The organism is Acinetobacter legionensis, assembly GCF_057165765.1.
This window is the reverse complement of record NZ_CM169896.1, coordinates 3,093,080-3,117,170: the sequence shown is the minus strand read 5'-3', so window position 1 is coordinate 3,117,170 and position 24,091 is coordinate 3,093,080. Positions and strand designations below refer to the sequence as shown.

The following is a 24,091-nucleotide window of genomic DNA, read 5'->3' as shown; positions in this document are numbered from 1 at the left end:
GGAAATAAATCATGAAAATCTTTAGTTTTTTATTGGCAGGTATACTGGTCACGCCAATTGTTGCACAGGCAAAAACACCACAACAATGGGCTGAGTGTGCCGATAAGGTTGGGCGTACTATCGATGTGCAAGAAGTTGGTAATATCGGCTATGAGTCAGAAATCAAAAGCAAGTGTGGTACACGTCCTGTTCCAACAACGGGTATGGTGAAACCAGATGGTAAACACCCACATGACGTTATACAGGCAGCACCTTGGAAAGCTCGTTTTCAGCAATTAGTTGGCAAATCATATGCAAATCTCACTTCAGCTTTAGTGGTATCCAGTGCAATGCAGCGTCAGGGTGATTGGCTGGTAGGCAGTGGTTATGACCCACGTGGGGCGGGTTCGAGTAAGGCCGTCATTGCGATCAATACCAAAACAGGTAAAGTCATGGCGGCTTATTCAGATACTGAAGATGGTGTTAAATTCTTTGGCTTTGATGAAAATACTAAAGGTGTTCCAAGTAAATTTTCACAATGGGTTGCGGAAAGTGCAGCAGGCTGATCTGTTAGATGTATGTTTGGCTGATCATGACGTGTAGCAATCAATCAGCAATGGCAAAGGAATGCCAAGCAATAAAGTTGTTTCATAAGTCCTTTTTAAAACCATGGATCAACATAAAATCCCCCCTCATCCTAGCCTTCTCCCAGAGGGAGAAGGAACTTTCAATACCAATTGATTCACTCCACATGATCATTTTTTGATTTATGAAAGATATCTAATGTTCAGCTTAAAATATTGATTGTGATTTAAAATTAGCAATTACAGGAAAATTACAATCTAGAGTTGTATAAATAGCTGTGCTCAAGGCTTAGGTTTGTTGTAGCAAAGATATGCTGTTTAGATAGAAATGCACTTTCAAAATGCTTTGTTATTTCTAGCCAATATTTTGTATAAAACCCTGAGTATGTCATCAACACAGTCACATTAAAAAATAGCATTACTTAGCGATAATTAACAGTAAACAAGCTTTCAAAATACATTTTATAAGTATAATACGCCACTTGATGAAATGGGATTGAATAAACTGTTGCAGTAAAAAATAGTATTGTAAGAGGATCTTTTAATTAAGGAACTAATTATTTGACAAAGTTCAATTGTATTTTTTGTATTTATTGTTATTCAAATGTTATAATTTGTCTAAAGAAGGCTTTTTAAGCCAATTAAATTAGCTGATGTTGATGAATAAAACATGCTTCAATTAAATATTTCTAGGCTCACCTTGAGCGAAGATGGTGATACATTTTTAGCACTTGAAAAAATTCCTGCGATGCAACGTAGACGGTTATCAAGTATTGCTAAAATTGCACTGAATAGTGCAATTCAAAGTTTGCAGGGGATTCAGGTCGACTATATTGTTTGGAGCTCACAATATGGCGATGAAGAAAAAACACTTAAAATTTTAAAAGATGTCCTTTCAGACCAGACCCCATCTCCGACACTTTTTTCAACTTCCGTACATAATGCAGTTTCAGGTTTGTATTCTATATTTTGTCAAGATGATACGCTCGCGACCAGTTTGGCAGCGTCATGGTCTGAAGCTTTAGTCGAAGCTTATGCTTATTTAAAAACCCACCACAATGCCAAAAATGCCTTGGTGATTTATTATGACCAAGCATTGCCTGAAATATACGATGAGTATCAGAATTTTAAAGCTTTTTCATTGGCTGGAGTGGTCAGTTTAGAAAATGCCAATTTAAAAATCGCTGTAGAAAATCTGCAACCGCAACAAAGCAAATATTTAGAAGCTCAAGATTTTAATGCGTTTTGGCAAAATCAAAACCTGAAGGAAAAGGGTGCTTGGGTCAAATGCTAAATATCAATAAAGTAAAGAAAAAGTTAAATTACGCTTGGCGTGTTGGTGCTACAGGTTTTAGTTTTGCAAGTTTTGGCTTGGGCGGAATTGTGATTGGTGGTGTGGTTGCACCATTGGTGAAAGTGAGCACATTTGATACAAGAAAAAGACAAGATCGTGCGCAAAAAGCCATTAAATATAGCTTTAAAGGCTTTACTGAAATGATGGTTAAATTGGGCATCATGACCTATGAGGTCGAAGGCTTGGAAAAGCTGGCCCATAGCCGTCAAGAGTTAGTCATTGCAAATCATCCAACCTTGATTGATGTGGTGATTTTGATTGGCTTAATGGAAAAGGCCAACTGTATTGTAAAAAAAGCACTTTGGCGCAATCCATTTACATTGGGGCCAGTACGTAGTGCAGGTTATATTTTAAATGAGGGATCTGAGCAATTTATTTTGGACTGCGTTAAAAAACTCCAAGAAAAAGATGCAGCCTCATTATTGATATTTCCAGAAGGGACACGAACAGAAAGAGGTGCCTCACTGAATGAGTTCCAACGCGGTGCATCAAATATTGCGATTCGAGCGAATGTTCCAATTCGTCCGATTTTGATAGAATGCACGCCCTCGACACTGACCAAAAATGAAAAGTGGTATCACATTCCAAATGAACCATTTCACATTCAGATTAAAGTGTTAGATGCGGTACATGTACAGGATATATTGGATGATGCTGCTGTTAACTCAAAACAGGTGAAACAGCTCAATCATTTTTTGCACAACTTATTTAATCAAGCGTTAATTAAACAAGAGTTATCTACAAATGAGCAATCTTGCTGATGAGTTAAAAGAAATGATCATTGATGTGCTGGCATTGGAAGATATTTCAATTGAAGATATTGATACCAATGCACCACTCTTTGGTGATGGATTAGGGCTGGATTCTATTGATGCCCTAGAATTAGGTTTAGCTTTGAAAAAACGCTATAACATTCATTTAAATGCTGAATCACAGGAAACCAAGCAACATTTCGCCTCTGTGCAAAGTTTAGTGGACTTGGTTGAAGCGCAACGCGCTGCTTAAGAGGTCGTTATGTTATCTGAAGAAATCGTCTTAACAAATCTACGTGAGTGGATGGAAGAACTATTTGAAATTGAACCTGCTGATATTCAGCTTGAGTCAAACCTGTATTCTGATCTAGATGTTGATAGCATCGACGCTATTGATTTAGTTGTTAAAATTAAAGAATTAACCGGTAAGCAAGTTAAACCTGAAGATTTTAAAAATGTCAGAACAGTGCAAGATGTTGTGGTTGTGATTCAAAATATGTCTGCAGAATGAATCATTTGATCCGCAGCGGAGTCACCATCTTATTTCTACTTTACCCATTTATCGTGGGCTACAGCCTAGCGCATGGTCATTTTATTTGGGTGAGTGCTTTGTTGGTTCTGCTTGGTGGATCACGCTTATTTTTTAAAAAAAGTGATCTTATGTGGCCATTAACTTGGTTTGCCATTATTTGTGGTGGGCTGAGTTTGATTTTAAAAGATCATGCTTGGTTAAAACTGTATCCAGTATTGATGAGTGTGGGCGCGTTGATAATTTTTGCGACCACCTTAATCAAACCACCCTCAATGATTGAGCGTTTTGCACGTTTGGTTGAACCTGATTTACCCGCGTCTGGGGTGATCTGGACCAAAAATGTCACGATTGTTTGGTGTGGCTTTTTTATTTTAAATGCCTGTATTGCGCTTTATACAGTGTTATTTAGCAGTACCCAAATGTGGGTACTTTATAATGGTTTTATTTCTTATCTTTTGATGGGTTTGTTATTTGCAGGTGAATTTGTACTGCGAAAAATTCATCAAGCTAAAAATCATACGAGTTAAAATAAACGCTTATGTTGTGTCATTTTCAAAGCCACATTCATGCTGAAAAATGTCTGTGTATCACCTCTGATTTTAGTGTCAAAACATTTTCCCAATTTTGGCAGGAAGTGTTGAGTGAAAAAACACACATTGAACAATCCACTGAAAGTGCATGGGCCTTGTGGCAAAATGACAGTTATGATTTTTTAGTGTTATTTTTTGCAGTTTTGCTGGCGGATAAACAGGTGATTCTCCCGCCAAATCGTGTGCGTGATTTGGAAAAAAGCTTAGCAGCTCAGAATATTTATTTTATTGAACGACAATATAAACAGATTAATCCTGTGGTTGAAGATACTCATCACATTGATCTAAATGATGCATTTTTAAATCGTGCAGCAGTGTTTTTTTATACTTCGGGTTCTACAGGACAACCTAAAAAGATTCCACGTAGCCTAAAACAGCTGCTTAATGAAGTACAAGGTTTAGATCAAAGTTTTGATCTAGCAGAAAATGCACTGGCGCTTGCTACAGTCAGTCATCAACATATTTATGGTTTATTGTTTAAATTACTTTGGCCGCTTGCCAGTGGCAGAGCTTTTTATAATCCACAATTGGCATTTCCTGAAGATGTGGTTGAAGCACAAAAAAAGTTACAGCATTTAAGTCACGATCACTTTGGTTCAAATCATTATGTGGTTTCCAGCCCAGCACTTTTAAAACGTTGGACCTCTGATGTATTACTTGAACAGCATTCAGTGGTTTATTCTTCAGGTGGTAAATTAGATGCTGGAGTACGTCCACTGCTCAATGCCAGTATCACCGAAATTTTTGGTAGTTCCGAAACGGGCGGTATTGCCTATCGCACACAAGATGAGGCGCTTTGGACGCCGTTTGCAGATGTCGAAATTAGCGTTACAGATGCAGGTGAACTGGGTGTCTTGACTCAACATGCGTATATCAATGATTGGATCTACACCGCAGATAAAGTCGAAGTATCTGTGCTTGATGATCGAAAAAGTCAGTTTCAGCTTCAAGGCCGCTTAGACCGTATTGTTAAGCTTGAAGAAAAGCGTTTAAGTCTTGATTCTATTGAAAGTAGTATTGTTGAATTGCCAGAAGTCAGTGAATGTCATACATTGATCTTTGAAAAAGATCATCGACAAATTTTGGCTTGTGTGGCGGTATTGTCTGAACAAGCTCAATTAGAACTTAGACACAGTCATAAGCGTGCATTTGTCGCAAAAATAAAACAACAACTTGCAGATAAATTGGAATATATTGCGATACCGAGGCAATGGCGTTTTTTAAGCCAATTACCGAAAAACGCCCAATCAAAGCTCAATAAAAATTATATGAAATCATTATTTGAAAACTTAAATTTACCCGTGGTTTTAGCATCGCATATTGATGCCAATAGCGCAGAATTTAAATTAGAATTTATTCCTGAACTGGCTGCTTTTAATGGGCATTTTCCTGGTCAACCGATTTATCCTGGTGTTGGGCAAATTGCTTTTATTCAAAAGTTCGCTAAAGAGATCTGGGCTGATTTAGATTGGTGTACAGCATTAGAACAAATTAAGTTTCAGGAATTGATCCAACCGCATGCCGTGGTTTTGCTTAAACTTGAGCGTAAAGCAGATAAAATCAGTTTTCAATTGCAGCAGGCTGAACAGTCTTTAGCATCAGGACGTTTGGTTTTTGCTACTACGGTTAACGCTTAGGAGACTGATGATGCAGCAATATCGATTGGGTTTTGTGATTCCTGTGTATAACCATCCGCATTATATCAAAGCATTACTGGACTATATTCACCCTTATGGTTTGCCAGTGGTTTTGGTCAATGATGGTAGTGATATTGAATGTTCGACCTTGTTGCAAGAATTGGCGCAGCAGCATAAAAATGTATATCTGGTCGAGCATGCGACCAATCAAGGCAAAGGTCAGGCCGTGATGACAGGTTTATATCAAGCACAAGATCTCGGCTGGACACATGTTTTACAAATTGATGCAGATGGGCAGCACGATTGGCAGGATATTGAAAAATTTATCACCATCTCAGCACAACATCCTCAAGCAATGATTTTGGGACAGCCGATTTTTGATGAAACGGTGCCGAAAAAGCGTTTGTATGGTCGTTATGTCACCCATGTCTGGGTTTGGATTAATAGTCTGTCACTTGAGATCAAAGACAGTATGTGCGGTTTTCGTATTTATCCACTTGATCAAACCATTCAAGTCCTCAATCGAGCAAAATTCCAACCACGTATGGGTTTTGATAGTGAAATTTTAGTGCGTCTAAAGTGGGAACAAGTTCAGTTTATCAACGTACCTACTGCCGTGATTTATCCAGAACAAGGTATTTCACATTTTAATTTGTGGAAAGATAATTTAGGACTCAGTAAAGCACATGCACGACTTTTTGCAGGCATGTTGATTCGCTTACCTAAATTATTGGCACAAAAAACCAAAGGTTCAGCACATGACTGAATCACATACAAAAAGATGGAGTGAGCTTAAAGAAAAGGGGGGAATGTTACCTTTGATGTTAATGCTTTGCTTCTATCGTTTTGGTGGGCGTTTTTTGTGTAAGCTGGTGCTGTATTTCATTATCATGTGGTACTGGATCTTTTCTCGAACAGCGCGTCAGGCTTCATTACTTTATTTACAAAAGTTGCATCATTTTGCTCAAGAAAAGTCACCATTTTCACATCAACCGAATATGAGTCATTCGTATATTCATTTGATGACATTTGGTGAGTGTATTTTGGATAAAATTGAAGGCTGGCTGGGAAAAGTCGCAGAAGAAAAGCTGATCTTGCATGGGCATGCGCATTTTCGGGAAAATTATAAAAAAGGGGCGATCATTGTAGTATCGCATTTTGGCAATATCGAACTGCTACGTGCGATCAAATCTGATCATCAGCAAAAAATCAATGTATTGGTTTATCAAAAGCATGCCAGTAAATTTAATGAATTTCTTAAAAAGCTCAATCAAAAAGCCGATGTGCATCTGATTTCGGTTGATGAACTTGGCGTTGATACTGCGATTCTTTTGCAGGAGAAACTGGATCAGGGTGAGTGGATCATCGTGGCAGCAGATCGCGTTCCAGTTCAATCGCAACGTGTCGAAAATCTTAAATTTTTAGCTGATGAGTCCGCTTGGCCGCAAGGACCTTGGATTTTAGCGAGTTTGCTGAAAGTTCCGATATTGGCGGTTTTCTGTTATCGCAAGCAAGACAACTTTCATGTGCATATCCATTCAATCGCTCAAAAACTTAATTTTCCGCGGCAAACCCGCAACCAAGCCATAGCTGAAGTCATACAACGCTATGTTCAACTGGTCGAACAGCATTGCGTAGATGCACCTTATCAATGGTTTAATTTTTATAATTTTTGGAACAAATAAAAATGCAGACACTTGTCATCGGAGAAAAACCACTTTCAATTGAAGAGGTTGTTGCTGTCGCAAATCAACAGCTCAAAGTGGCGCTGCCTAACTCTGAAAGTTGGCAGGCATTGATTCAACGAGGTGCTGATTTTCTTGATCAATTATTGCAAGAAGAAGGCGTCATCTATGGTGTAACCACAGGTTATGGCGATTCTTGTTTGGTTGAAGTGCCTGCACATCAGGTCAATGAATTGCCTTTGCATTTATCTCGTTTTCACGGTTGTGGTTTGGGGCAAAATCTGGACTTGATCACTGCACGTGCTGTGATGGTGACTCGATTATGTTCTTTGGCGCGTGGCTATTCAGGGGTATCACATGCTTTACTTGAGCGTTTGGTTTGGATGCTCAATGAAAATATTATTCCAGTGATTCCTTCAGAAGGTTCAGTCGGCGCCAGTGGTGATTTAACCCCATTGTCCTATATTGCAGGGGCATTGGTCGGTGAACGGGATGTTTACTATCAAGGTAATATCGTTGCAGTCGCGGATGTTTATGCTGAATATGCGATACAGCCTTTGGCACTCAGACCCAAAGAGGGACTTGCCATTATGAATGGTACTGCGGTAATGACCGCAATGGCCTGTTTAAATTATAAAAAAGCTGAGCAGATTAGTTTGGCAAGTACTTTAATCACAGCATTAAATGTGTTGGCATTACAGGGCAATCCAAGCCATTTTGATGAGGTGTTATTTGCTCAGAAACCTCATGCAGGTCAGCAGGAGATCGCCAAGCAACTGCGTGAATGGTTAAACGATAAAGTACAAACAGAGCATCAAAGCCCACGTTTGCAAGATCGTTATTCGTTGCGTTGTGCACCACATATTATTGGAATCTTTGAAGATTCTAAAACTTGGCTTAGACAATTTATTGAAAATGAATTGAACTCAAGTAATGATAATCCCTTAATTGATCCGATCAATTTACGCGTGTTACATGGTGGACATTTCTATGGTGGACATATCGCTCAGGCTATGGATAGCTTAAAAATTATGATTGCCAATATTGCTGATTTGATGGATCGTCAGCTTGCACAGTTGGTCGATCATAAAATGAATCATGGGTTACCACGTAATTTGACTGGTGCTAAAACCGATCGCTTACCACTCAATCATGGCTTTAAAGCCGTACAGATAGGGGTGTCAGCTTGGACTGCCGAAGCACTTAAGCAAACACTTGCTGCTTCAATTTTTTCACGTTCAACCGAATGCCATAATCAAGATAAAGTCAGTATGGGCACGATTGCCGCACGTGATGCCAGTCGGGTGATTTTATTGACTGAACAAGTGATTGCTGCATTGAGCTGTGCTGCGGTTCAAGCAATTGAACTGAGAGGTTTGGCACAGCAATTAAGCCCAGTGTTGGGTCTATTTAGACAATGGGTACTGAAAGAATTTCATTTTGTTGAAGAAGATCGTCCATTGCAAAAAGAACTGCAAGCGATTGTCGATCATCTTGAAAATCTCAGTCTGTTAAACTGCAATCTTTTGCAGCACAAGCAGGAGAACGCTGATGTATGCTGATGTCATTATTGATGTTCCATTTCATGATGTCGATACCATGAATGTGGTTTGGCATGGGCATTATCTCAAATATTTTGAAATTGCACGTTGTAAATTGCTGGATCAATTTGACTATAACTATAATCAAATGAAAGATTCTGGTTATGCATGGCCAGTGATTGAAAGTTATGTCCGTTATGCGCAAGGTATTATTTTTGGGCAGCATATCCGAGTACGTGCGACTTTAAAAGAATGGGAAAACCGTTTGAAAATCGAGTACCAGATTTTTGATGCAGAATCAGGTAAACGCCTCACTAAAGGTTTTACCAGTCAGGTGGCAGTTGAGATAGAAACACGAGAAATGTGCTTTCAGTCACCACAAATATTTTTGGACCGCCTGTATGCATGGTCTGAATTTAAGACCAAATAGGGGGCATGAAAAATGTTGAATTTTAAAAATAAAATCAAACTGATCATCACCAGTATGATGTTTATGGTTGTGACGGCACTTCCATTGGCAAGTTATGCGGAAAGTTCTAAAGTTGGGCAAATTTTTCAACAGCTTTCTCAAACAGCTGTAGTTCGTGCCCATTTTGAGCAGCAAAAAAAGCTCACCTCCTTAAATAAAACTTTTAGCTCAAATGGGCAGGTTTTATTTTCCAAAAGCCAAGGGGTGATTTGGCAGATTAAAAAGCCTGTTCAAGCAGATTTGATTGTTACCCCAAAAAAGTTGCTACAAAAAACCCAGCGAACTATGAGTCAACTTGAGATTGATAACAGTCAATATGGTTCAGTGGCGACCATGTTTTTACAGTTAATGGCAGGCGATGAAACAGCCTTAGCCAAAAATTTTAATGTGGTTGCAGCCAATTACACAACATCAGCTTGGGATGTCACATTGACCCCGAAAAGTGCGTTGTTTAAAAAATTGTTTGTCAAAGTGAATGCGCAAGGTGGACGTTATGTCAATCGTATTGTGATTACTGAACAAGCCAATAATATGACGATTATTAATTTTAGTCAGCAGACGGCTCAACCTCAAACTTTATCGGCGTCTGAGAATGCACTTTTCCAATTGGCAAAATAAACTCACTGCAATTTGGTTGATATTTTTAGTCATCATTGCGATCGGGCTGGGATTTACATGGATGCAAAAAGGCATTCACATCCAGACCAATATTTTTGCTTTACTGCCAAAAGTAAAGCAGGATAAACAGCTTGAGCAAACCGAACACTATGTCAGTGAGCAATTGAACAATAAAGTGTTCTTGGTGATTGATGCAAAATCATCTGAACAAATTGAGCAAGCAACACAGATATTAAGGGCTGGTGTCCAACAGTCGAATTTGTTTAAGCCATTAAAAGCGCAAGTTGATACTGAAGATTTTGCCAAGACTTTATATGCACATCATGCAGGCTTAATTAGTTCGCAAGATCAAGCAATCTTAAAACAACAGGATTATGCGGCACTGACTGAACAAAGTTTGATGCAAATCATGAGTCCGGGCATGCCAATTACTGAAAGCTTGCTTCAACAAGATCCATTGTTATTATTTCCACGTTATGCCATGGGGCTTGCAAGCCTGCAACAGCATTCAAATATCGAAATACAAGATGGTTTTGCCACAATTTCTGATGAGCAAGGCTATTCTCGACTATTTAATTTAGAACTTTTAAAAAGTCCTTATGATATTGAGTATCAAGAACAAACTGCCCAATGGATGACTAATGTTAATCAGCAATTGAGCAAGATCGGGGTGAAACCGCACTGGACTGGAACAATTGTTTTTTCGCATTTTGGTACCCAATCTGCAAAGAATGAAATTTCTACAATCGGAGTGGGTTCGAGTATCGGTGTCTTACTTTTGGTCTGGTTTGGTTTCCGCTCTATTCGCCCGATGTTGACCGAGTTTATTGCGGTTGCCACAGGTTCAATGGTGGCTTTTGCGCTAACCCACTGGATATTTTCCGAAATACATCTGATGACTTTGGTTTTTGGTGCAAGTCTGATTGGGGTATGTGTCGATTTTTCCTTTTACTTTATGGCGATGCAATCACAGCAACGACATCTCAATGGATTTGCCGTATTAAAGCCGATTTTACCCAGTTTGTTGATCGGGCTTTCAACCACATTGCTGGCTTATTTATTTTTAAGTTTTACACCTTTTCCGGGCTTTAAGCAGATTGCAGTATTTTCAATGGTGGGCTTAACTGCTGCAGGGATCACCAGTCTATTATTACTACCGCGTTTACCTGCCTTAAATGCTGAACCCGCAATACGCAGATTAAGCTTTATTGGCACATGGCGTAATTATTTTTTAGCGCACGCAACAAAGCGTTATCTGCTGATTTTTGTGATCTTTGTGGTTTCAGGATCAAGTTTACTGTTGCTTAAAAGTAATGATGATGTGCGTAATTTGCAAAGCATGGATCAACATTTAAAGCAGGAAGATCAATATATTCGTTCTCGTTTTGGGCAAGCACAGGGCAGTGATTATTTTGCAATTTATGCAAATTCAGCAAAAGACCTTGCAAGGCAAGAACAACACTTAATTCATGCGCTTTCTCAGTTAAAACAACAGGGCAAAATTGATGGGTTTCAAGCAATAGGACAAACGATTCCTTCGCTAGAACAGCAACAGCAGAATGTTGAAGCGCTACAGAAAATTCCAAAATCAGTACTGGTGGAATATGCAAGCGCGATGCAACTTGATCCGAAAGATGTCCTGAGTTGGCAAGCAAGATTGTCTCAACAAACATTGTTAAATTTAGATCAGTTTGCTGCCCATCCTTTGGCATTTTTACAGGTTAATCCGCAGCAAAGATTAATTTTGATTCAAGGCATAAAAGATGTAACAGCCGTAGAGGCTTTGCAAGATCAGCAGAATAAGCTGGTTCGCCCTGTACATAATTTATCGAGCTTATTCCAAGACCATCGTATCCAAGCTGAATATCTTTTTGTCTATGCATTAATTGCCTTAGCGATCGGTTTAATGCTGATCTATGGGATTAAATCGGTGTTTGCTCTGATGGTGCCAGTGACTTTGGCGTTGATGAGCACCTTTGCATTACAGGCATGGATGGGCGTTGAGATTAATCTATTTAGTGTAATGGGGGTTTTTCTCATCTTGGGGATTGGTGTGGATTACGCCATTTTCTACCGTCAAGGGCACGATCATTCGCATGTGGTCGGGATGGCACTATTTCTCTGTATGATGTCGACTTTGTTGGGGTTTGGTCTATTGGCGTTAAGCCATACCTATGCAATACATTGTTTTGGGTTAACGGTTCTTTTTGGGGTAATTTTTTCGTTTATCTATGCCACGCTTTTTACGCCGGCAGACTCAAAATCAATTAATCAGTCAAAGAACTGAACATTAAGGTGAATACATGAAGGGTTTAGATTTACAACAAACAGATGTGGTGATCATCGGGGCAGGACCGTCGGGAAGTTCCGCAGCAGCACTGCTTAGGCACAAAGGTTATCAAGTGGTGATCATTGAAAAGCAGCATTTTCCTCGCTTTTCGATCGGTGAATCACTTTTGCCACAATGTATGGTGTTTTTAGAAGAGGCCGGTTTATTAGACACAGTTCATGAACATGTTGAAGAATATGCATTTCAGTTTAAAAATGGTGCAGCATTCTTACGTGGTCATGAACGGAGCTACTACGATTTTACTCAAAAATTTAGTGAAGGCCCTGGAACGACATGGCAGATTAGACGTGCCAATTTCGACCATCTTTTAGCACAGCAAGCTGAACAATATGGGGCTGAAATTCGTTTTGGGCATGAGGTTGTTGCAGTTGATGTTGAGCTTGATCATCCTGTATTAACCGTTAAAGATGAGCAGGAAAATATCTATCAAATTCAGGCTAAATTTTTACTGGATGCCAGTGGCTTTGGTCGTATTTTGCCGAAACTTCTTGATCTGGAAAGTCCTTCAAATTTCCCAGTACGCCGTGCGGTGTTTAGTCATATTGAAGATGGGATCTTGGATGATCCTGAATTCGACCGAAATAAAATCCTGATTACGGTACATGAAAAAGATCATCGTGGATGGTATTGGTTAATTCCGTTTGCGGATGGTCGCTGTTCATTTGGGATTGTTGCTGAACAGGATTTCTTTGATCATTATGGTTATATCTCTGATGAGCCTGAAGCCTTATTGGCTTTATTTAAAGATATTCTTGCAGATGAACCGAGTTTGTCGCATGTACTGCGCAATATGAAGTTTGATACGCCAATCCGCACTTTGGTGGGCTATTCAGCAAATGTTAAAACCTTGGCACAGCGCAATTTTGCTTTGCTGGGCAATGCGGGTGAATTTTTAGATCCTGTGTTTTCATCTGGGGTGACCATTGCACTCAAGTCTTCAAGTTTGGCGGTACCTTTAGTCGATCAAGTCTTACAAGGTGGGCAAGTAGACTGGATGCAAGAATATGAAAAACCTCTGCGTAAAGGAATCAAAGTATTTCGTGCTTATGTAGAAGCATGGTACGACGGTGAGTTTCAAGATGTGGTATTTTCAAAAAATCAAAATGAAAAAATCCGTCGTATGATTGCATCATTATTGGCGGGCTATGCTTGGGATGAAACTAATCCAATCTATCGCAATGCACGACAACGCTTAAATACCTTGGCTGAATATTGTCGTCATGATCTGGAACAGAGCAAAATACTTGAGAACGAATAATGCAAATTTTGTTAAAAACAATGAGCATCAGTCTGTTGTTAGCGCTGGGTGCCTGTCAAAGTATGTATCCACAGCCACAAGGTCTGGTTCCTGTGGTTTGGTCTGCTGATCCATCCTTGGCGCATTATCAGCGTCAAGATCAAGTTGAAGTTGTCTGGAAAAATCAAAGTTTTAGCTTTTTGCTCTACCAAGAACAACAGGCAAAAAACTTGCAAATGTTTGCTTTAAGCTTAACTGGACAGCAACTGTTTAGACTGGATTTCGATGGTCAAAAAGTGCAGGTGCATGAAAGGATAAAACCGATGCGTTTGTTACCCTTTGATTTTGTGGTTCGAGATATTCTGTTTGCAACTTATCCTGATTTTGCAAAAAATCATTTGGAAAATGTTAAAGTGAAACAGGGCGTTGATCAGACTGAAATTGAGATCGATCAAAAAAACGTTTTAACGATAAAAACGCGTGCTGATCATATTGAGCTGGATAATCTGCAAGTTCCTTATCAAATGATCTTTAGTCCTGTGGAAAATACTTTGAAAGACAATTTATTAGAGCAAAGTGAAGTGGAAGATCTGCAAAAAAATGACAAAAAAGATTGATTTAAATCATCCCGCTGTAGGCATTCATTGTTCAGCCAGTTTATCAGCTTTAGGTGATCATCCTGAGCAGGTCAAGGCACAATTGACCTCATTGGAAAACAGTTTAACCCAGAATAAATCTTTGATTTTTGATCAGCCTGTATGGGTGGGTGCTTATGCACATCCGTTATGTAGCGATATTCCAGTTGCGCTGCAAAACTATGACTCGCGTAATTTACGTTTTGCCTTAACTGCGCTTGCACAATGTGAATCTCAGTTACGTGACTATGTGGCTAAGTTTGATAAAAAACGCCTTGCAATCATTGTTGGGACTTCAACTTCGGGTATTTCGGACAATGAACCCTTATTAAAAGCTTACTTTCAAGGCCAAACTGAAACCGTGATTCAACAGCAAAAGCAGGAAATGGGTAATCTCGCCAAAGCTTTGCAAATTTATTTGGGCTGGGACGGTCTTGCGTATACGATTTCTACGGCCTGTTCTTCAAGTGCCAAAGCTTTTGCCAGTGGGCAACGGTTGCTTAATGCAGGCCTTGCCGATGCTGTATTGGTGGGTGGCGTAGATACCCTCGCTAAGCTGACCTTAAATGGTTTTAACAGCTTGGAAAATTTGAGTGCAGGTATCTGTAGCCCATGTGGATATCAGCGGGATGGGATCAATATTGGTGAGGCCGCAAGCTTATTTTTACTCAGTAAAGAACGAGCACCGGTCATGTTGATTTCTGCGGGGGAATCTATGGACGCATGGCATATTTCTGCACCGCATCCAGAAGGCAAAGGTGCTGCAACTGCAATGCAAAAAGCACTGGATCAGGCACAGTTAAAAGCTTCAGATATTCAATACCTTAATTTGCATGGCACCGCAACCACGCATAATGATGATATGGAAATTAAAGCAGTCCGACAGGTCTTTCAGGACTATGCTGTTCCATTGAGTAGCACTAAGTATAAAACCGGACATTGCTTGGGTGCTGCGGGTGCATTGGAAGCCTATATTTGTACGCAAGTGCTTAAAGATCAAAACTGGTTACCCCTTCATCAAAATGGCATGATTGACCCTGAATTGGATGATCAGCATTACGTTGAACAGGATGATTTAACTCAAACTGCTCAATCTGATCCTGTGCGTTTTGTGATGAGTAATTCATTTGCCTTTGGCGGTAGTAATGTCAGCCTTATTTTTGGAACTGAAATCAGATGAGTTTAGATGCTATTCAATTTATTCCGCATGAAAAACCGATGGTTTTTGTTGATCAACTGCTTGAGTTAGGCGAGAATTTTGCACTTGCCAACCTAACCATTACACCTGAATTGATGTTTAGTGATGAACATGGTTTGCCGACTTGGAGTAGTATTGAACTCATGGCACAAACGATTAGTGCCTTTGCTGGTGCAAAAGGACAAAAAACGGGGCAAGCGCCACAAATCGGCTATTTGCTGGGAACACGCAAATTAAACTTACCTTTGGCTTATTTTGAATTTGGTAAAACATTGACCATTCGAGCTGAACAACAATATTTACATGAAGGCTTGGCACAATTCTCTTGTGAAATAAGCTATGAAGAACATAAAATTAGTGCAGTTTTAAGTGTTTATGAACCACCTGTGAAAGCTGAGCAATAAGTAGGAATTAAGTGTGTCGAGAAGAATATTAGTTACGGGATCTAGTCGAGGGATTGGCAAAGCAATTGCTTTAGCTTTAGCAAAATCTGGTTTTGATGTGGTTGTGCATGCACGTTCTAGACGTGCTGATGCTGAGCAAGTGGTCGCTGAAATCCAAGCTTTGGGGCAAAACAGTTATGCGCTACTTTTTGATGTCACACAACGTGAAAACACCCGACAGATACTGGAACAAGATATCGAGCTTTATGGTGCATTTTATGGTGTGGTGCTAAATGCAGGTTTAACCCATGATGGCGCATTTCCAGCTTTAACCGACAATGACTGGGATGAAGTAATTTCGACCTCATTGGATGGTTTTTATAATGTATTAAAACCTTTAGTGATGCCGATGATTCGCCTAAAACAAGGCGGGCGTATTGTCACGCTTTCTTCTGTTTCTGGCATTATGGGTAATCGTGGTCAAGTCAATTATAGTGCGGCAAAAGCGGGATTGATTGGTGCGACCAAAGCTTTGGCTTTAGAACTGGCAAAAAGAAAAATTACGGTGAATTGCGTTGCACCGGGATTGATTGAAACGGAAATGGTCACAGAAGAAGTAAAAGAACATGCTTTAAAAATGATTCCATTACAACGTATGGGACAGGTCGATGAAGTGGCGCATACCGTGAACTTTCTCTGCTCTGATCACGCAAGCTATATTACTCGGCAAGTGATTTCGGTGAATGGGGGACTGATTTAATGAAACGTGTTGTTGTGACGGGAATGTCGGGAATCACTTCACTGGGTGAAACGGCAGATGAAATTTTTGCCCAATTCCAAGCGTCAAAAAATGGCATTCGTGCGATGCCTGATTGGGATATTTATACCGATCTACGATGTAAAATTGCAGGCCCAGTAGTGCATTTTGAGGTTCCTAAACATTTTAATCGTAAAGTGACGCGAGGTATGGGACGAGTTGCATTGATGTCGGTGATTTGTGCTGAAAAAGCATTGGCAGATGCAGGCTTGATCGATCATCCTATTTTGAAAAGTGGCGATGCTGGCGTTGCTTTTGGCTCCTCTGCGGGGAGTGTCGATGCAGTCAAAGAGTTTGGGAAAATGCTCATAGACAACGACATGAGTCAGTTAAATGCGACCACGTATATCCGAATGATGTCACATACCAGCGCTGTGAATATGACGGTTTATTTTGGTTTAAAAGGTTTAACCTTACCCACATCAAGTGCCTGTACTTCAGGTTCAATGGCCATCGGACAGGCATTTGAAGCGATTAAATTAGGTAAACAAAAGCTGATGCTTGCGGGTGGTGCTGAGGAACTCAGCGCGACAGGTTCAGCAGTATTTGATGTGTTGTTAGCCACCAGTGGGATGAACGATACACCTGAAAAAACACCACGTCCATTTGATAAAAATCGTGATGGTTTGGTGATTGGTGAAGGTGCTGGCTGTTTAGTGCTAGAAGAGTATGAACATGCACTGGCACGTGGTGCAACGATCTATGCAGAAGTCATCGGTTATGCCAGCAATACCGATGGTGAGCATGTCACTCGTCCAAATTCAGAAATGATGGAAAGATGCATGCGCATGGCACTCAAAGATGCTGCGATTTCTGCACAAGAGATTGATTATATCAATGCGCATGGGACTTCAACAGATCAAGGCGATGTTGCAGAAACTCAAGCCACTGCGCGTATATTTGGTAAAAAACCGATCAGTTCATTAAAAAGTTATTTTGGACATACCCTAGGCGCATGTGGTGCAATCGAAGCTTGGTTGAGTATAGAAATGCTACAACGCCAACAGTTTATCCATACTTTAAATTTGGATGAAATTGACCCATTATGTGGTGATTTGGATTATATCGTGCGAGAGCCACGAGATATGAATGCAAAAACCATCATGACCAATAATTTTGCATTCGGAGGGATCAACACCTCCATTATTTTAAAACATACTTAAAAGAGGAAAAAAACGATGTCATTTAAACACTTGGTTGTTGTTTCAACTTTATGCTTTGGTGGAATCGTCTCTGCACAAGCTGCGGACACTGTTCATAATCTCAATTTTAAAGAAGCTGTAGATCGAGCTGTGGCTGATGGATTTTTAGATGGATCGGTAAAATTTTATCTTGCTGGGACTAAATCTGGCGGTCAAGTTTTAGAAAAAGCGGTTGTTAGCAATAAAAAAACCAATGGTTTTGGAAAGTCTGCGGAAAAGGCTTGTGATCATGTATTACGTTCAGCATTAATCCAATTGCAAAGCGCAGCAAAAGATAAAGGTGCTAATGCAGTGACCAATATTGTGAGCTATTTCAAAGCAAATGAATCAAAAAACACCACCACATACCAATGTTATAAAGGTACAGCACTTGCGAGTGTGGCTTTAAAAGGCGATATCGTTAAATTCTAAGCTGTAAACATGTGCCAATGTCTAGTAATCTTTTAGAATAAGGTTTGGACATCGGCTCATACTTTTGAATCTATTAAAAAAATAATAGTTTACGTTTAAAAATTTCATTAGCCTATTCAATTAAATGTCCTGTGCATTGTGTCGAAATTTTTTTGATTTGTGCCGTATCGAGTTCTAAGTTATCCCATTTGCACATTTGTTGAATAATCCATTCAAAATCATCTGGTTTTGGTCGGTCCTGTGTACCAAAAGAGCGAATAATATTTTGTATTTTATGAAACGCATAGGTATGCACTAGATGAGAACAATTGAAACGGATGATGTCACTCACTTCTAGCATATGCCATATGGGTTGTAGTGATTGCAAGGTGCTTAAATCATGTTGTGCCTTTTGAATCGCCGTCTGCAATGCATTTAACGTATTCGGATGCTTGTTTGCCCATTCATGGGTGGTGGCTAAAACTTTATCCGCCACTTCAGGAATAATCTGTTTACTCTCAGCAATTACATAACTATAACCTTCAATCTGCGATTGGATATTCCACGGTTCACCGACACAAAATCCATCAATGAGTTGTGATGAAATCGCATCCACCATATAGGAAGGGGGCAGAGTGGATGGTTGGTATTTTTTTGCCAAGTCTGGATCTGCCAAAGCCAACCATTCTCTTAAACAATAATGGTGGATGGACTGTTTAAATACATGGGCCAGTTGTATTTTGTCGCCTTGTTTTAAGGCTTGAACTACTTTCATTGCTGACGCTTGCGCAGTATCTTGCGTGTGAATTTTTAACTCATAGCAGAGTTTTTGGCTCAAGCTGATAAATGCACGATTGGTGCTCAACACCAATGAGGTTTGTAAGGGAATACCCAGCTGATCATTGCCTGTCGCAGCAGCGGGAAGCATGGCAGAAAGACAATGTGCGGCATCTAAAATGCCAAAAGCTAAACGATCACGTAAACTGGCCCAAGAAGGCTCTTTCACCAACCTAACCTTCAGACCTTGCTCAGTAAAATAACCTTGATGTTGTGCCCAAAGTATTGCAGTGCAATCCAGCAAAGGAATATAGCCTAATTCAATGTCCGTGGTTTCAAGTGTGTTCATTGTTTATTCCTTGAAATTTGCTTGGAGCAAGGCTTGAGCATCGATTAACTTTCTTGCCATTTCCCCCATGGTGATACGGTGACTCATGGCGTTTTTTCGTAACAAACTGAAAGCTTGTTCTTCTTCAATTTGATGCATCTGCATCAGCATCACTTTGGCTTTTTCAATATCTTTACGGTCAGCAAGTTTGCATTTGGTTTCATTGAGATCTTTTAAGAGCTTTTTATGTTTTTTAAATTGCTCAATCGAAATTTCTAAAATACTTTCCAGTTTTTCAGGATCAATCCCATCAACAATATAGGCGGTTACACCCGCTTCAATAGCACTTTTGATGGTGTCTTTTTGCGAGTTTTTAGTGAAAAGCACAGTGGGTAAATCAAACTGACTTACACAGCTTTCAATAATATCTCGATGTGGATGGTCCATATCCAGCAAAATCACATCAGCATATAAGTGATGAAGATCGGTACTGTTTAAATGGTCAATCATCAGACATGCGACCACCTCGAAATCATGTTCGATCAAAGAGGATTTGATAAAAGATGCCCGCTCTATATCATCATCGATCAGGGCAATTCTTAATTTTGGCATGTCGCTACTCAAGTATGTCCTGACATGAACTTTCAGCATATAAGCAATTTAGATGCCAATATTTCGCATGAATAGTGCTGTTTTAAAGCATAGTCACAGGATGTTAAAGAAAATTGATGCACTTTATTGACGCAATTTGCCTTCTAAACATGCAGTTTTATGATTTACATTTTATCCGTGCGGATAAAAAGCATGACCGTGTATTACAGGATAAAGGTACAACTATTCAATCATAAGTACTGAGTATTCAAGCAAAATAAAAAATTAGATATTTAGAAATATTAAACTGGCATGAACTATGCATAGTTTAAATCAAGTCAATGAAGACTTTCAAAATTTGTAAGACGGCCAACGACGTCCGTTCTGATCGTTACTGATATGCCTCGTGCATAACAGCAACTTATATGCGTTCAGTTCAGGAGATCGAAGCTATGTCTTCAAATTTAGATGCGAAAAAAGCAACAAAGATTCATCTTTTCAATTTTAGCAGTGCAGCAATGCGGGCCTTCCATATGAGTTGGCTTGCTTTTTTTGTCTGTTTCTTTGCATGGTTTGCCTGTGCGCCGTTAATGCCTGTTATTGCAGGTGAATTCCATCTCACCAAAGATCAAATCGCCAATATTAATATTGCTGCTGTTGCAATCACGATTGTAGTGCGTCTGATTGTTGGTCCTTTATGCGATAAATATGGCCCACGTAAAACCTATACCGCATTATTGATTATCGGCAGTATCCCTGTATTTGGGGTGGCATCAGCCAATAGTTATGAGTCTTTTCTATTCTTCCGACTCTTGATTGGCGCAATTGGTGCCAGCTTTGTTATCACCCAATATCACACCAGTATTATGTTTGCACCAAATGTCGTAGGCACTGCAAATGCAACCACAGCAGGTTGGGGTAATGCAGGTGGAGGCGCAACTCAAGCCTTGATGCCTTTGATGCTCGCAGCATTGGTGATGTTCGGTGTTGAACAAACCATGGGCTGGAGAATTGCACTAATTGTACCTGGTGTGATGATGTTAATTGTCGGTGCAATGTATTGGAAGTTTACTCAAGACTGTCCACAAGGTGATTTTAAAGAGCTTCGTGCACAAGGTCTGCATGTGGGGAGTGATAAAAAAGGCGGTATGGCAATTTTGATGCATGCTGCAAAAAACTACCGCGTTTGGATTCTATTTGGTGCTTATGCAGCGTGTTTTGGTATTGAAATTTTCATTCATAACATTGTCGCAATGTACTACGTGGATCATTTTAAATTTGGTTTAAAAGAAGCAGGGATGGCAGCAGGGATTTTCGGTTTACTTGCACTGTTTGCCCGTGCGCTTGGTGGTATCGTTTCTGACAAGGTGGCGACTAAAAAAGGTCTCGATGGTCGCACGAAAGTGTTGTTTGCCATGATCCTGTTAGAAGGCGTATTCCTGATTGTCTTTTCACAAATGAATACCGCGATTCTGGCGATTCTGGTCATGACCGTATTTGCTTTATTTACCCATATGGCCTGCGGTGCGACCTATGCACTGGTTCCATTTATTGATCGTGATGCTTTGGGTGGTGTGGCGGGCATTATCGGGGCAGGCGGTAATGTCGGTGCTGTTGCTGCGGGTTTCTTATTAAAAGGCATGTTGGATATTCAAACGACGCTGATGGTTTTAGGTGGTTTGGTAGTGATTGCTGCAAGTTGTGTATTGATGATCCGTTTCTCGGTTGAACATAAAGAGAAAGAGCAAAAGTTATTTGAAGCTGCTGTACTGGAGCGAAATAGCATGGAACAAAATGCTGTAAGTCTTAAACAAAACAGTGCGACTTAATTGAATAACAAGAGCAAAAACAATCGAGGAGAATCGATATGAAATTAGTGATGATTGGTCATGGAATGGTTGGGCATAAATTTATTGAATCTGTGCTAGAACATGCAGGTGATGAGGTTGAAATCACGATTTTGGCAGAAGAACCCCGTTTGGCCTATGATCGGGTACATTTGACTGAATATTTCACAGGTAAATCTGTCAAAGATTTAACTCTTTGTCGTGCGGACTTTGCAGATGCTTATGGAATTGACCTGCGTTTAAATACCAAAGCCACTCATCTTGATACCATCCATAAATGCATCACCACCGATCATGGCGATGTGATCAACTATGACAAATTGGTGCTTGCGACGGGTTCCTATGCTTTTGTTCCACCAATTTCGGGGCATGATCGTAAAAACTGTTTTGTTTACCGTACCATTGATGATTTAGATGCAATACGGGCAGCAAGTCTATCTGCAAAATCTGGTGTGGTGATTGGGGGTGGTTTACTCGGTTTAGAAGCCGCGAAAGCACTTCGTGATTTAGACTTAGAAACCCATGTCGTTGAATTTGCACCTCGTTTAATGGCAGTACAAATTGATGATTTGGGCGGGAAAGTTTTACGGTCCAAAATTGAAAATTTAGGGGTAAAGGTTCACACGCAAAAGGCCACTTCATCGATAGAAGATGGCGTGAATAGCACCCATGTGATGAAGTTTGCGGATGGTTCAGAACTTGAAACAGATATTATTCTATTTTCTGCAGGGATTCGCCCGCGTGATGAGTTGGCTCGCCAATGTGGTTTAGCGTTAGGTGAACGTGGCGGTATCGCGATTAATGATTACTGCCAAACCTCCGATGCAGATATTTATGCGATTGGTGAATGTGCATTATGGAACAATAAAATCTATGGTTTAGTTGCACCCGGTTATGACATGGCAAGGATTGCAGCAAAACATGTGATGCAACAAAGTTGCCCCACATTTGCTGGCGCAGACATGAGCACCAAGTTAAAACTGATGGGTGTCGATGTGGCATCGGTAGGCGATGCGCATGCCATGACTGCAAATGCATTGAGCTATTTCTATGCTGATGAGGATGCAATGGTCTATAAAAAGATCGTGGTCAATGCAGAGAAAACCCAATTACTTGGTGCGGTACTGGTTGGTTGTGCCAAAGAATATAACGACTTATTGCAAATGATGTTGAATGGCTTAGCGATACCAGAAAATCCAGAAAGTTTAATCATGCCAGGCTATGCACAATCTACGGCAAAAGCGGGAAGTAGTGGTGTAGATTTATTGCCAGACAGTGCCACGATTTGTTCATGTAATAACGTGTCTAAAGCAGATATTTGTAGTGCCATTGCCGAGGGTTCGACCTCATTAGGTGCGTTAAAAAAATGTACCAAAGCCGCAACCGCATGTGGTGGATGTGCACCCTTAGTGACCCAAGTTTTAAAATCTGAATTACAACGCCAAGGGGTAACGGTCAATAATCATCTTTGTGAACACTTTGCTTACTCACGCCAAGAGTTGTATCACTTGGTACGGGTCAATGAAATTAAAACTTTTGATGATTTGATTCAACAACATGGGCATGGTTTAGGTTGTGATATTTGCAAACCGACAGTAGCCAATATCTTGGCATCTTGTTGGAATGACTTTGTTCTCACTGCAAATCATGCTGGGTTGCAAGATAGTAACGACTACTACCTAGGCAATATTCAAAAAGATGGTTCTTATTCTGTTGTACCGCGTATGGCAGGTGGTGAAGTGACACCAGATGGTTTGATTGCAGTTGGGCAGATTGCCAAAGAATATGGTTTATATACCAAGCTAACCGGTGGGCAACGGGTAGACTTATTTGGAGCACAAGTCCATCAATTGCCAGAAATTTGGGAAAAGCTGATCAATGCTGGTTTTGAGTCTGGTCATGCCTATGGCAAGTCATTACGTACCGTTAAATCTTGTGTTGGGAGCACATGGTGTCGTTATGGTGTCGATGACTCGGTCGGTTTAGCCATCTTCCTTGAAAATCGCTACAAAGGTTTGCGTTCCCCACATAAATTAAAAATGGCAGTTTCGGGCTGTACACGAGAGTGTGCCGAAGCACAAAGCAAAGATGTTGGGGTGATTGCCACTGAGAAAGGCTGGAACTTATATGTTTGTGGCAATGGGGGAATGAAACCTCGCCATGCAGAACTTTTAGCTTCTGACCTAGATACGCAAACTTTAATTCAATATATCGACCGCTTCTTTATGTTCTATATCCAAACAGCGGATCGTTTACAACGGACTTCGGTATGGCGTGACAATATGGAAGGTGGTTTGGATTATCTAAAAGATGTTGTTGTGCATGATTCTTTAGGAGTTGCTGCTGAACTAGAACGCCGAATGAGCCATGTGGTGGGTACTTATCAAGACGAATGGCGAACTGCGGTGGAAGATCCTGAAGTCCGTAAACGTTTTGTGACCTTTATTAATGCCAAAGCTGAGCAACAGCAAGATCCACATATTCAGTTTGCTCAAGTACGTGGGCAAATTCGCCCAAAAACTGACTCAGAACGTGATCAGAGCCGTATTCCTGTAGTTGAAGCATAAGCATATGAATACTTGCTTTATTGGCCTT

24 protein-coding genes are annotated in these 24,091 nt (G+C 40.2%); 22 read left to right on the top strand and 2 right to left on the bottom strand.

The features are described 5' to 3' along the window. Window positions 1-11: 11 nt before the first annotated feature. The 20 genes from AC2G3J_RS14250 to AC2G3J_RS14155 all read left to right on the top strand — a co-directional run bounded on the left by AC2G3J_RS14250 (window position 12) and on the right by AC2G3J_RS14155 (window position 17,974). On the top strand, window positions 12-545 hold the full coding sequence (locus AC2G3J_RS14250; RefSeq protein WP_483770164.1) for an Ivy family c-type lysozyme inhibitor: 534 nt from the start codon (window positions 12-14) through the stop codon (window positions 543-545). Between the two features lie 688 nt (window positions 546-1,233). Continuing rightward, the gene (locus tag AC2G3J_RS14245) at window positions 1,234-1,857 is read left to right on the top strand and encodes a beta-ketoacyl synthase chain length factor (RefSeq protein WP_419328437.1); all 624 of its coding nucleotides are present in this window, start codon (window positions 1,234-1,236) and stop codon (window positions 1,855-1,857) included. Beyond that, window positions 1,851-2,678, top strand: coding sequence for a lysophospholipid acyltransferase family protein (locus tag AC2G3J_RS14240; protein ID WP_166783360.1), 828 nt, complete (start codon window positions 1,851-1,853; stop codon window positions 2,676-2,678). The genes AC2G3J_RS14245 and AC2G3J_RS14240 overlap by 7 nt, the downstream gene beginning before the upstream one ends. Then, complete coding sequence (locus tag AC2G3J_RS14235) at window positions 2,662-2,922, top strand: phosphopantetheine-binding protein (RefSeq protein ID WP_004819853.1); 261 nt, start codon at window positions 2,662-2,664, stop codon at window positions 2,920-2,922. Before AC2G3J_RS14240 ends, AC2G3J_RS14235 begins: the two co-directional genes overlap by 17 nt. Before the next feature lie 9 nt (window positions 2,923-2,931). Then, the gene (locus tag AC2G3J_RS14230; RefSeq protein WP_004819854.1) at window positions 2,932-3,180 is read left to right on the top strand and encodes an acyl carrier protein; all 249 of its coding nucleotides are present in this window, start codon (window positions 2,932-2,934) and stop codon (window positions 3,178-3,180) included. Then, on the top strand, window positions 3,177-3,728 hold the full coding sequence (locus AC2G3J_RS14225) for a COG4648 family protein (protein ID WP_353159971.1): 552 nt from the start codon (window positions 3,177-3,179) through the stop codon (window positions 3,726-3,728). The genes AC2G3J_RS14230 and AC2G3J_RS14225 overlap by 4 nt, the downstream gene beginning before the upstream one ends. An 11-nt stretch (window positions 3,729-3,739) precedes the next feature. After that, window positions 3,740-5,428 (top strand): ApeI family dehydratase, encoded by a 1,689-nt coding sequence (locus tag AC2G3J_RS14220; RefSeq protein ID WP_419819519.1) that lies wholly within the window; start codon window positions 3,740-3,742, stop codon window positions 5,426-5,428. Between the two features lie 10 nt (window positions 5,429-5,438). Next, entirely contained in the window at window positions 5,439-6,194 is a 756-nt protein-coding gene (locus tag AC2G3J_RS14215; RefSeq protein WP_004722199.1) for a glycosyltransferase family 2 protein, read from the top strand. Beyond that, window positions 6,187-7,113 (top strand): lysophospholipid acyltransferase family protein, encoded by a 927-nt coding sequence (locus tag AC2G3J_RS14210; RefSeq protein ID WP_004722197.1) that lies wholly within the window; start codon window positions 6,187-6,189, stop codon window positions 7,111-7,113. Before AC2G3J_RS14215 ends, AC2G3J_RS14210 begins: the two co-directional genes overlap by 8 nt. A gap of 2 nt (window positions 7,114-7,115) precedes the next feature. Then, window positions 7,116-8,675 carry an HAL/PAL/TAL family ammonia-lyase gene (locus AC2G3J_RS14205; RefSeq protein ID WP_483770163.1) on the top strand — a complete coding sequence of 520 codons (1,560 nt, stop codon included), beginning with the start codon at window positions 7,116-7,118 and terminating at the stop codon, window positions 8,673-8,675. Next, entirely contained in the window at window positions 8,665-9,084 is a 420-nt protein-coding gene (locus AC2G3J_RS14200) for an acyl-CoA thioesterase (RefSeq protein WP_034613982.1), read from the top strand. The genes AC2G3J_RS14205 and AC2G3J_RS14200 overlap by 11 nt, the downstream gene beginning before the upstream one ends. Before the next feature lie 57 nt (window positions 9,085-9,141). Then, window positions 9,142-9,741 carry a LolA family protein gene (locus tag AC2G3J_RS14195; protein ID WP_419820728.1) on the top strand — a complete coding sequence of 200 codons (600 nt, stop codon included), beginning with the start codon at window positions 9,142-9,144 and terminating at the stop codon, window positions 9,739-9,741. Beyond that, entirely contained in the window at window positions 9,716-12,028 is a 2,313-nt protein-coding gene (locus AC2G3J_RS14190) for an MMPL family transporter (protein WP_483770162.1), read from the top strand. Before AC2G3J_RS14195 ends, AC2G3J_RS14190 begins: the two co-directional genes overlap by 26 nt. 16 nt (window positions 12,029-12,044) lie before the next feature. Then, complete coding sequence (locus AC2G3J_RS14185) at window positions 12,045-13,349, top strand: NAD(P)/FAD-dependent oxidoreductase (protein ID WP_419819517.1); 1,305 nt, start codon at window positions 12,045-12,047, stop codon at window positions 13,347-13,349. Then, a complete protein-coding gene (locus tag AC2G3J_RS14180) occupies window positions 13,349-13,945 on the top strand; it encodes a DUF3261 domain-containing protein (protein ID WP_419819516.1) in 597 nt (198 codons plus the stop codon). The genes AC2G3J_RS14185 and AC2G3J_RS14180 overlap by 1 nt, the downstream gene beginning before the upstream one ends. After that, window positions 13,929-15,143, top strand: coding sequence for a beta-ketoacyl-[acyl-carrier-protein] synthase family protein (locus AC2G3J_RS14175; protein WP_483770161.1), 1,215 nt, complete (start codon window positions 13,929-13,931; stop codon window positions 15,141-15,143). The genes AC2G3J_RS14180 and AC2G3J_RS14175 overlap by 17 nt, the downstream gene beginning before the upstream one ends. After that, the gene (locus AC2G3J_RS14170; RefSeq protein WP_004722180.1) at window positions 15,140-15,565 is read left to right on the top strand and encodes a hotdog family protein; all 426 of its coding nucleotides are present in this window, start codon (window positions 15,140-15,142) and stop codon (window positions 15,563-15,565) included. Before AC2G3J_RS14175 ends, AC2G3J_RS14170 begins: the two co-directional genes overlap by 4 nt. A 13-nt stretch (window positions 15,566-15,578) precedes the next feature. Beyond that, window positions 15,579-16,304 carry a 3-ketoacyl-ACP reductase FabG2 gene (locus AC2G3J_RS14165; RefSeq protein WP_004722179.1) on the top strand — a complete coding sequence of 242 codons (726 nt, stop codon included), beginning with the start codon at window positions 15,579-15,581 and terminating at the stop codon, window positions 16,302-16,304. Continuing rightward, on the top strand, window positions 16,304-17,524 hold the full coding sequence (locus tag AC2G3J_RS14160; protein ID WP_419819514.1) for a beta-ketoacyl-ACP synthase: 1,221 nt from the start codon (window positions 16,304-16,306) through the stop codon (window positions 17,522-17,524). The genes AC2G3J_RS14165 and AC2G3J_RS14160 overlap by 1 nt, the downstream gene beginning before the upstream one ends. Before the next feature lie 15 nt (window positions 17,525-17,539). After that, window positions 17,540-17,974 (top strand): excinuclease, encoded by a 435-nt coding sequence (locus AC2G3J_RS14155; protein WP_105713037.1) that lies wholly within the window; start codon window positions 17,540-17,542, stop codon window positions 17,972-17,974. A 112-nt stretch (window positions 17,975-18,086) separates the two neighbouring features. Here the strand turns inward: AC2G3J_RS14155 and AC2G3J_RS14150 are convergent, their stop codons facing one another. Beyond that, a complete protein-coding gene (locus AC2G3J_RS14150) occupies window positions 18,087-19,079 on the bottom strand; it encodes an ABC transporter substrate-binding protein (RefSeq protein ID WP_483770160.1) in 993 nt (330 codons plus the stop codon). Window positions 19,080-19,082: 3 nt separating this feature from the next. Next, complete coding sequence (locus AC2G3J_RS14145; RefSeq protein WP_419328451.1) at window positions 19,083-19,670, bottom strand: ANTAR domain-containing response regulator; 588 nt, start codon at window positions 19,668-19,670, stop codon at window positions 19,083-19,085. Window positions 19,671-20,101: 431 nt separating this feature from the next. Here AC2G3J_RS14145 and AC2G3J_RS14140 point away from each other — a divergent pair, with 431 nt between their 5' ends. Both AC2G3J_RS14140 and nirB read left to right on the top strand, forming a co-directional pair. After that, complete coding sequence (locus AC2G3J_RS14140; RefSeq protein ID WP_336952625.1) at window positions 20,102-21,478, top strand: MFS transporter; 1,377 nt, start codon at window positions 20,102-20,104, stop codon at window positions 21,476-21,478. Window positions 21,479-21,516: 38 nt separating this feature from the next. Then, complete coding sequence (nirB, locus tag AC2G3J_RS14135) at window positions 21,517-24,063, top strand: nitrite reductase large subunit NirB (RefSeq protein WP_336952624.1); 2,547 nt, start codon at window positions 21,517-21,519, stop codon at window positions 24,061-24,063. Window positions 24,064-24,091: the final 28 nt, after the last annotated feature.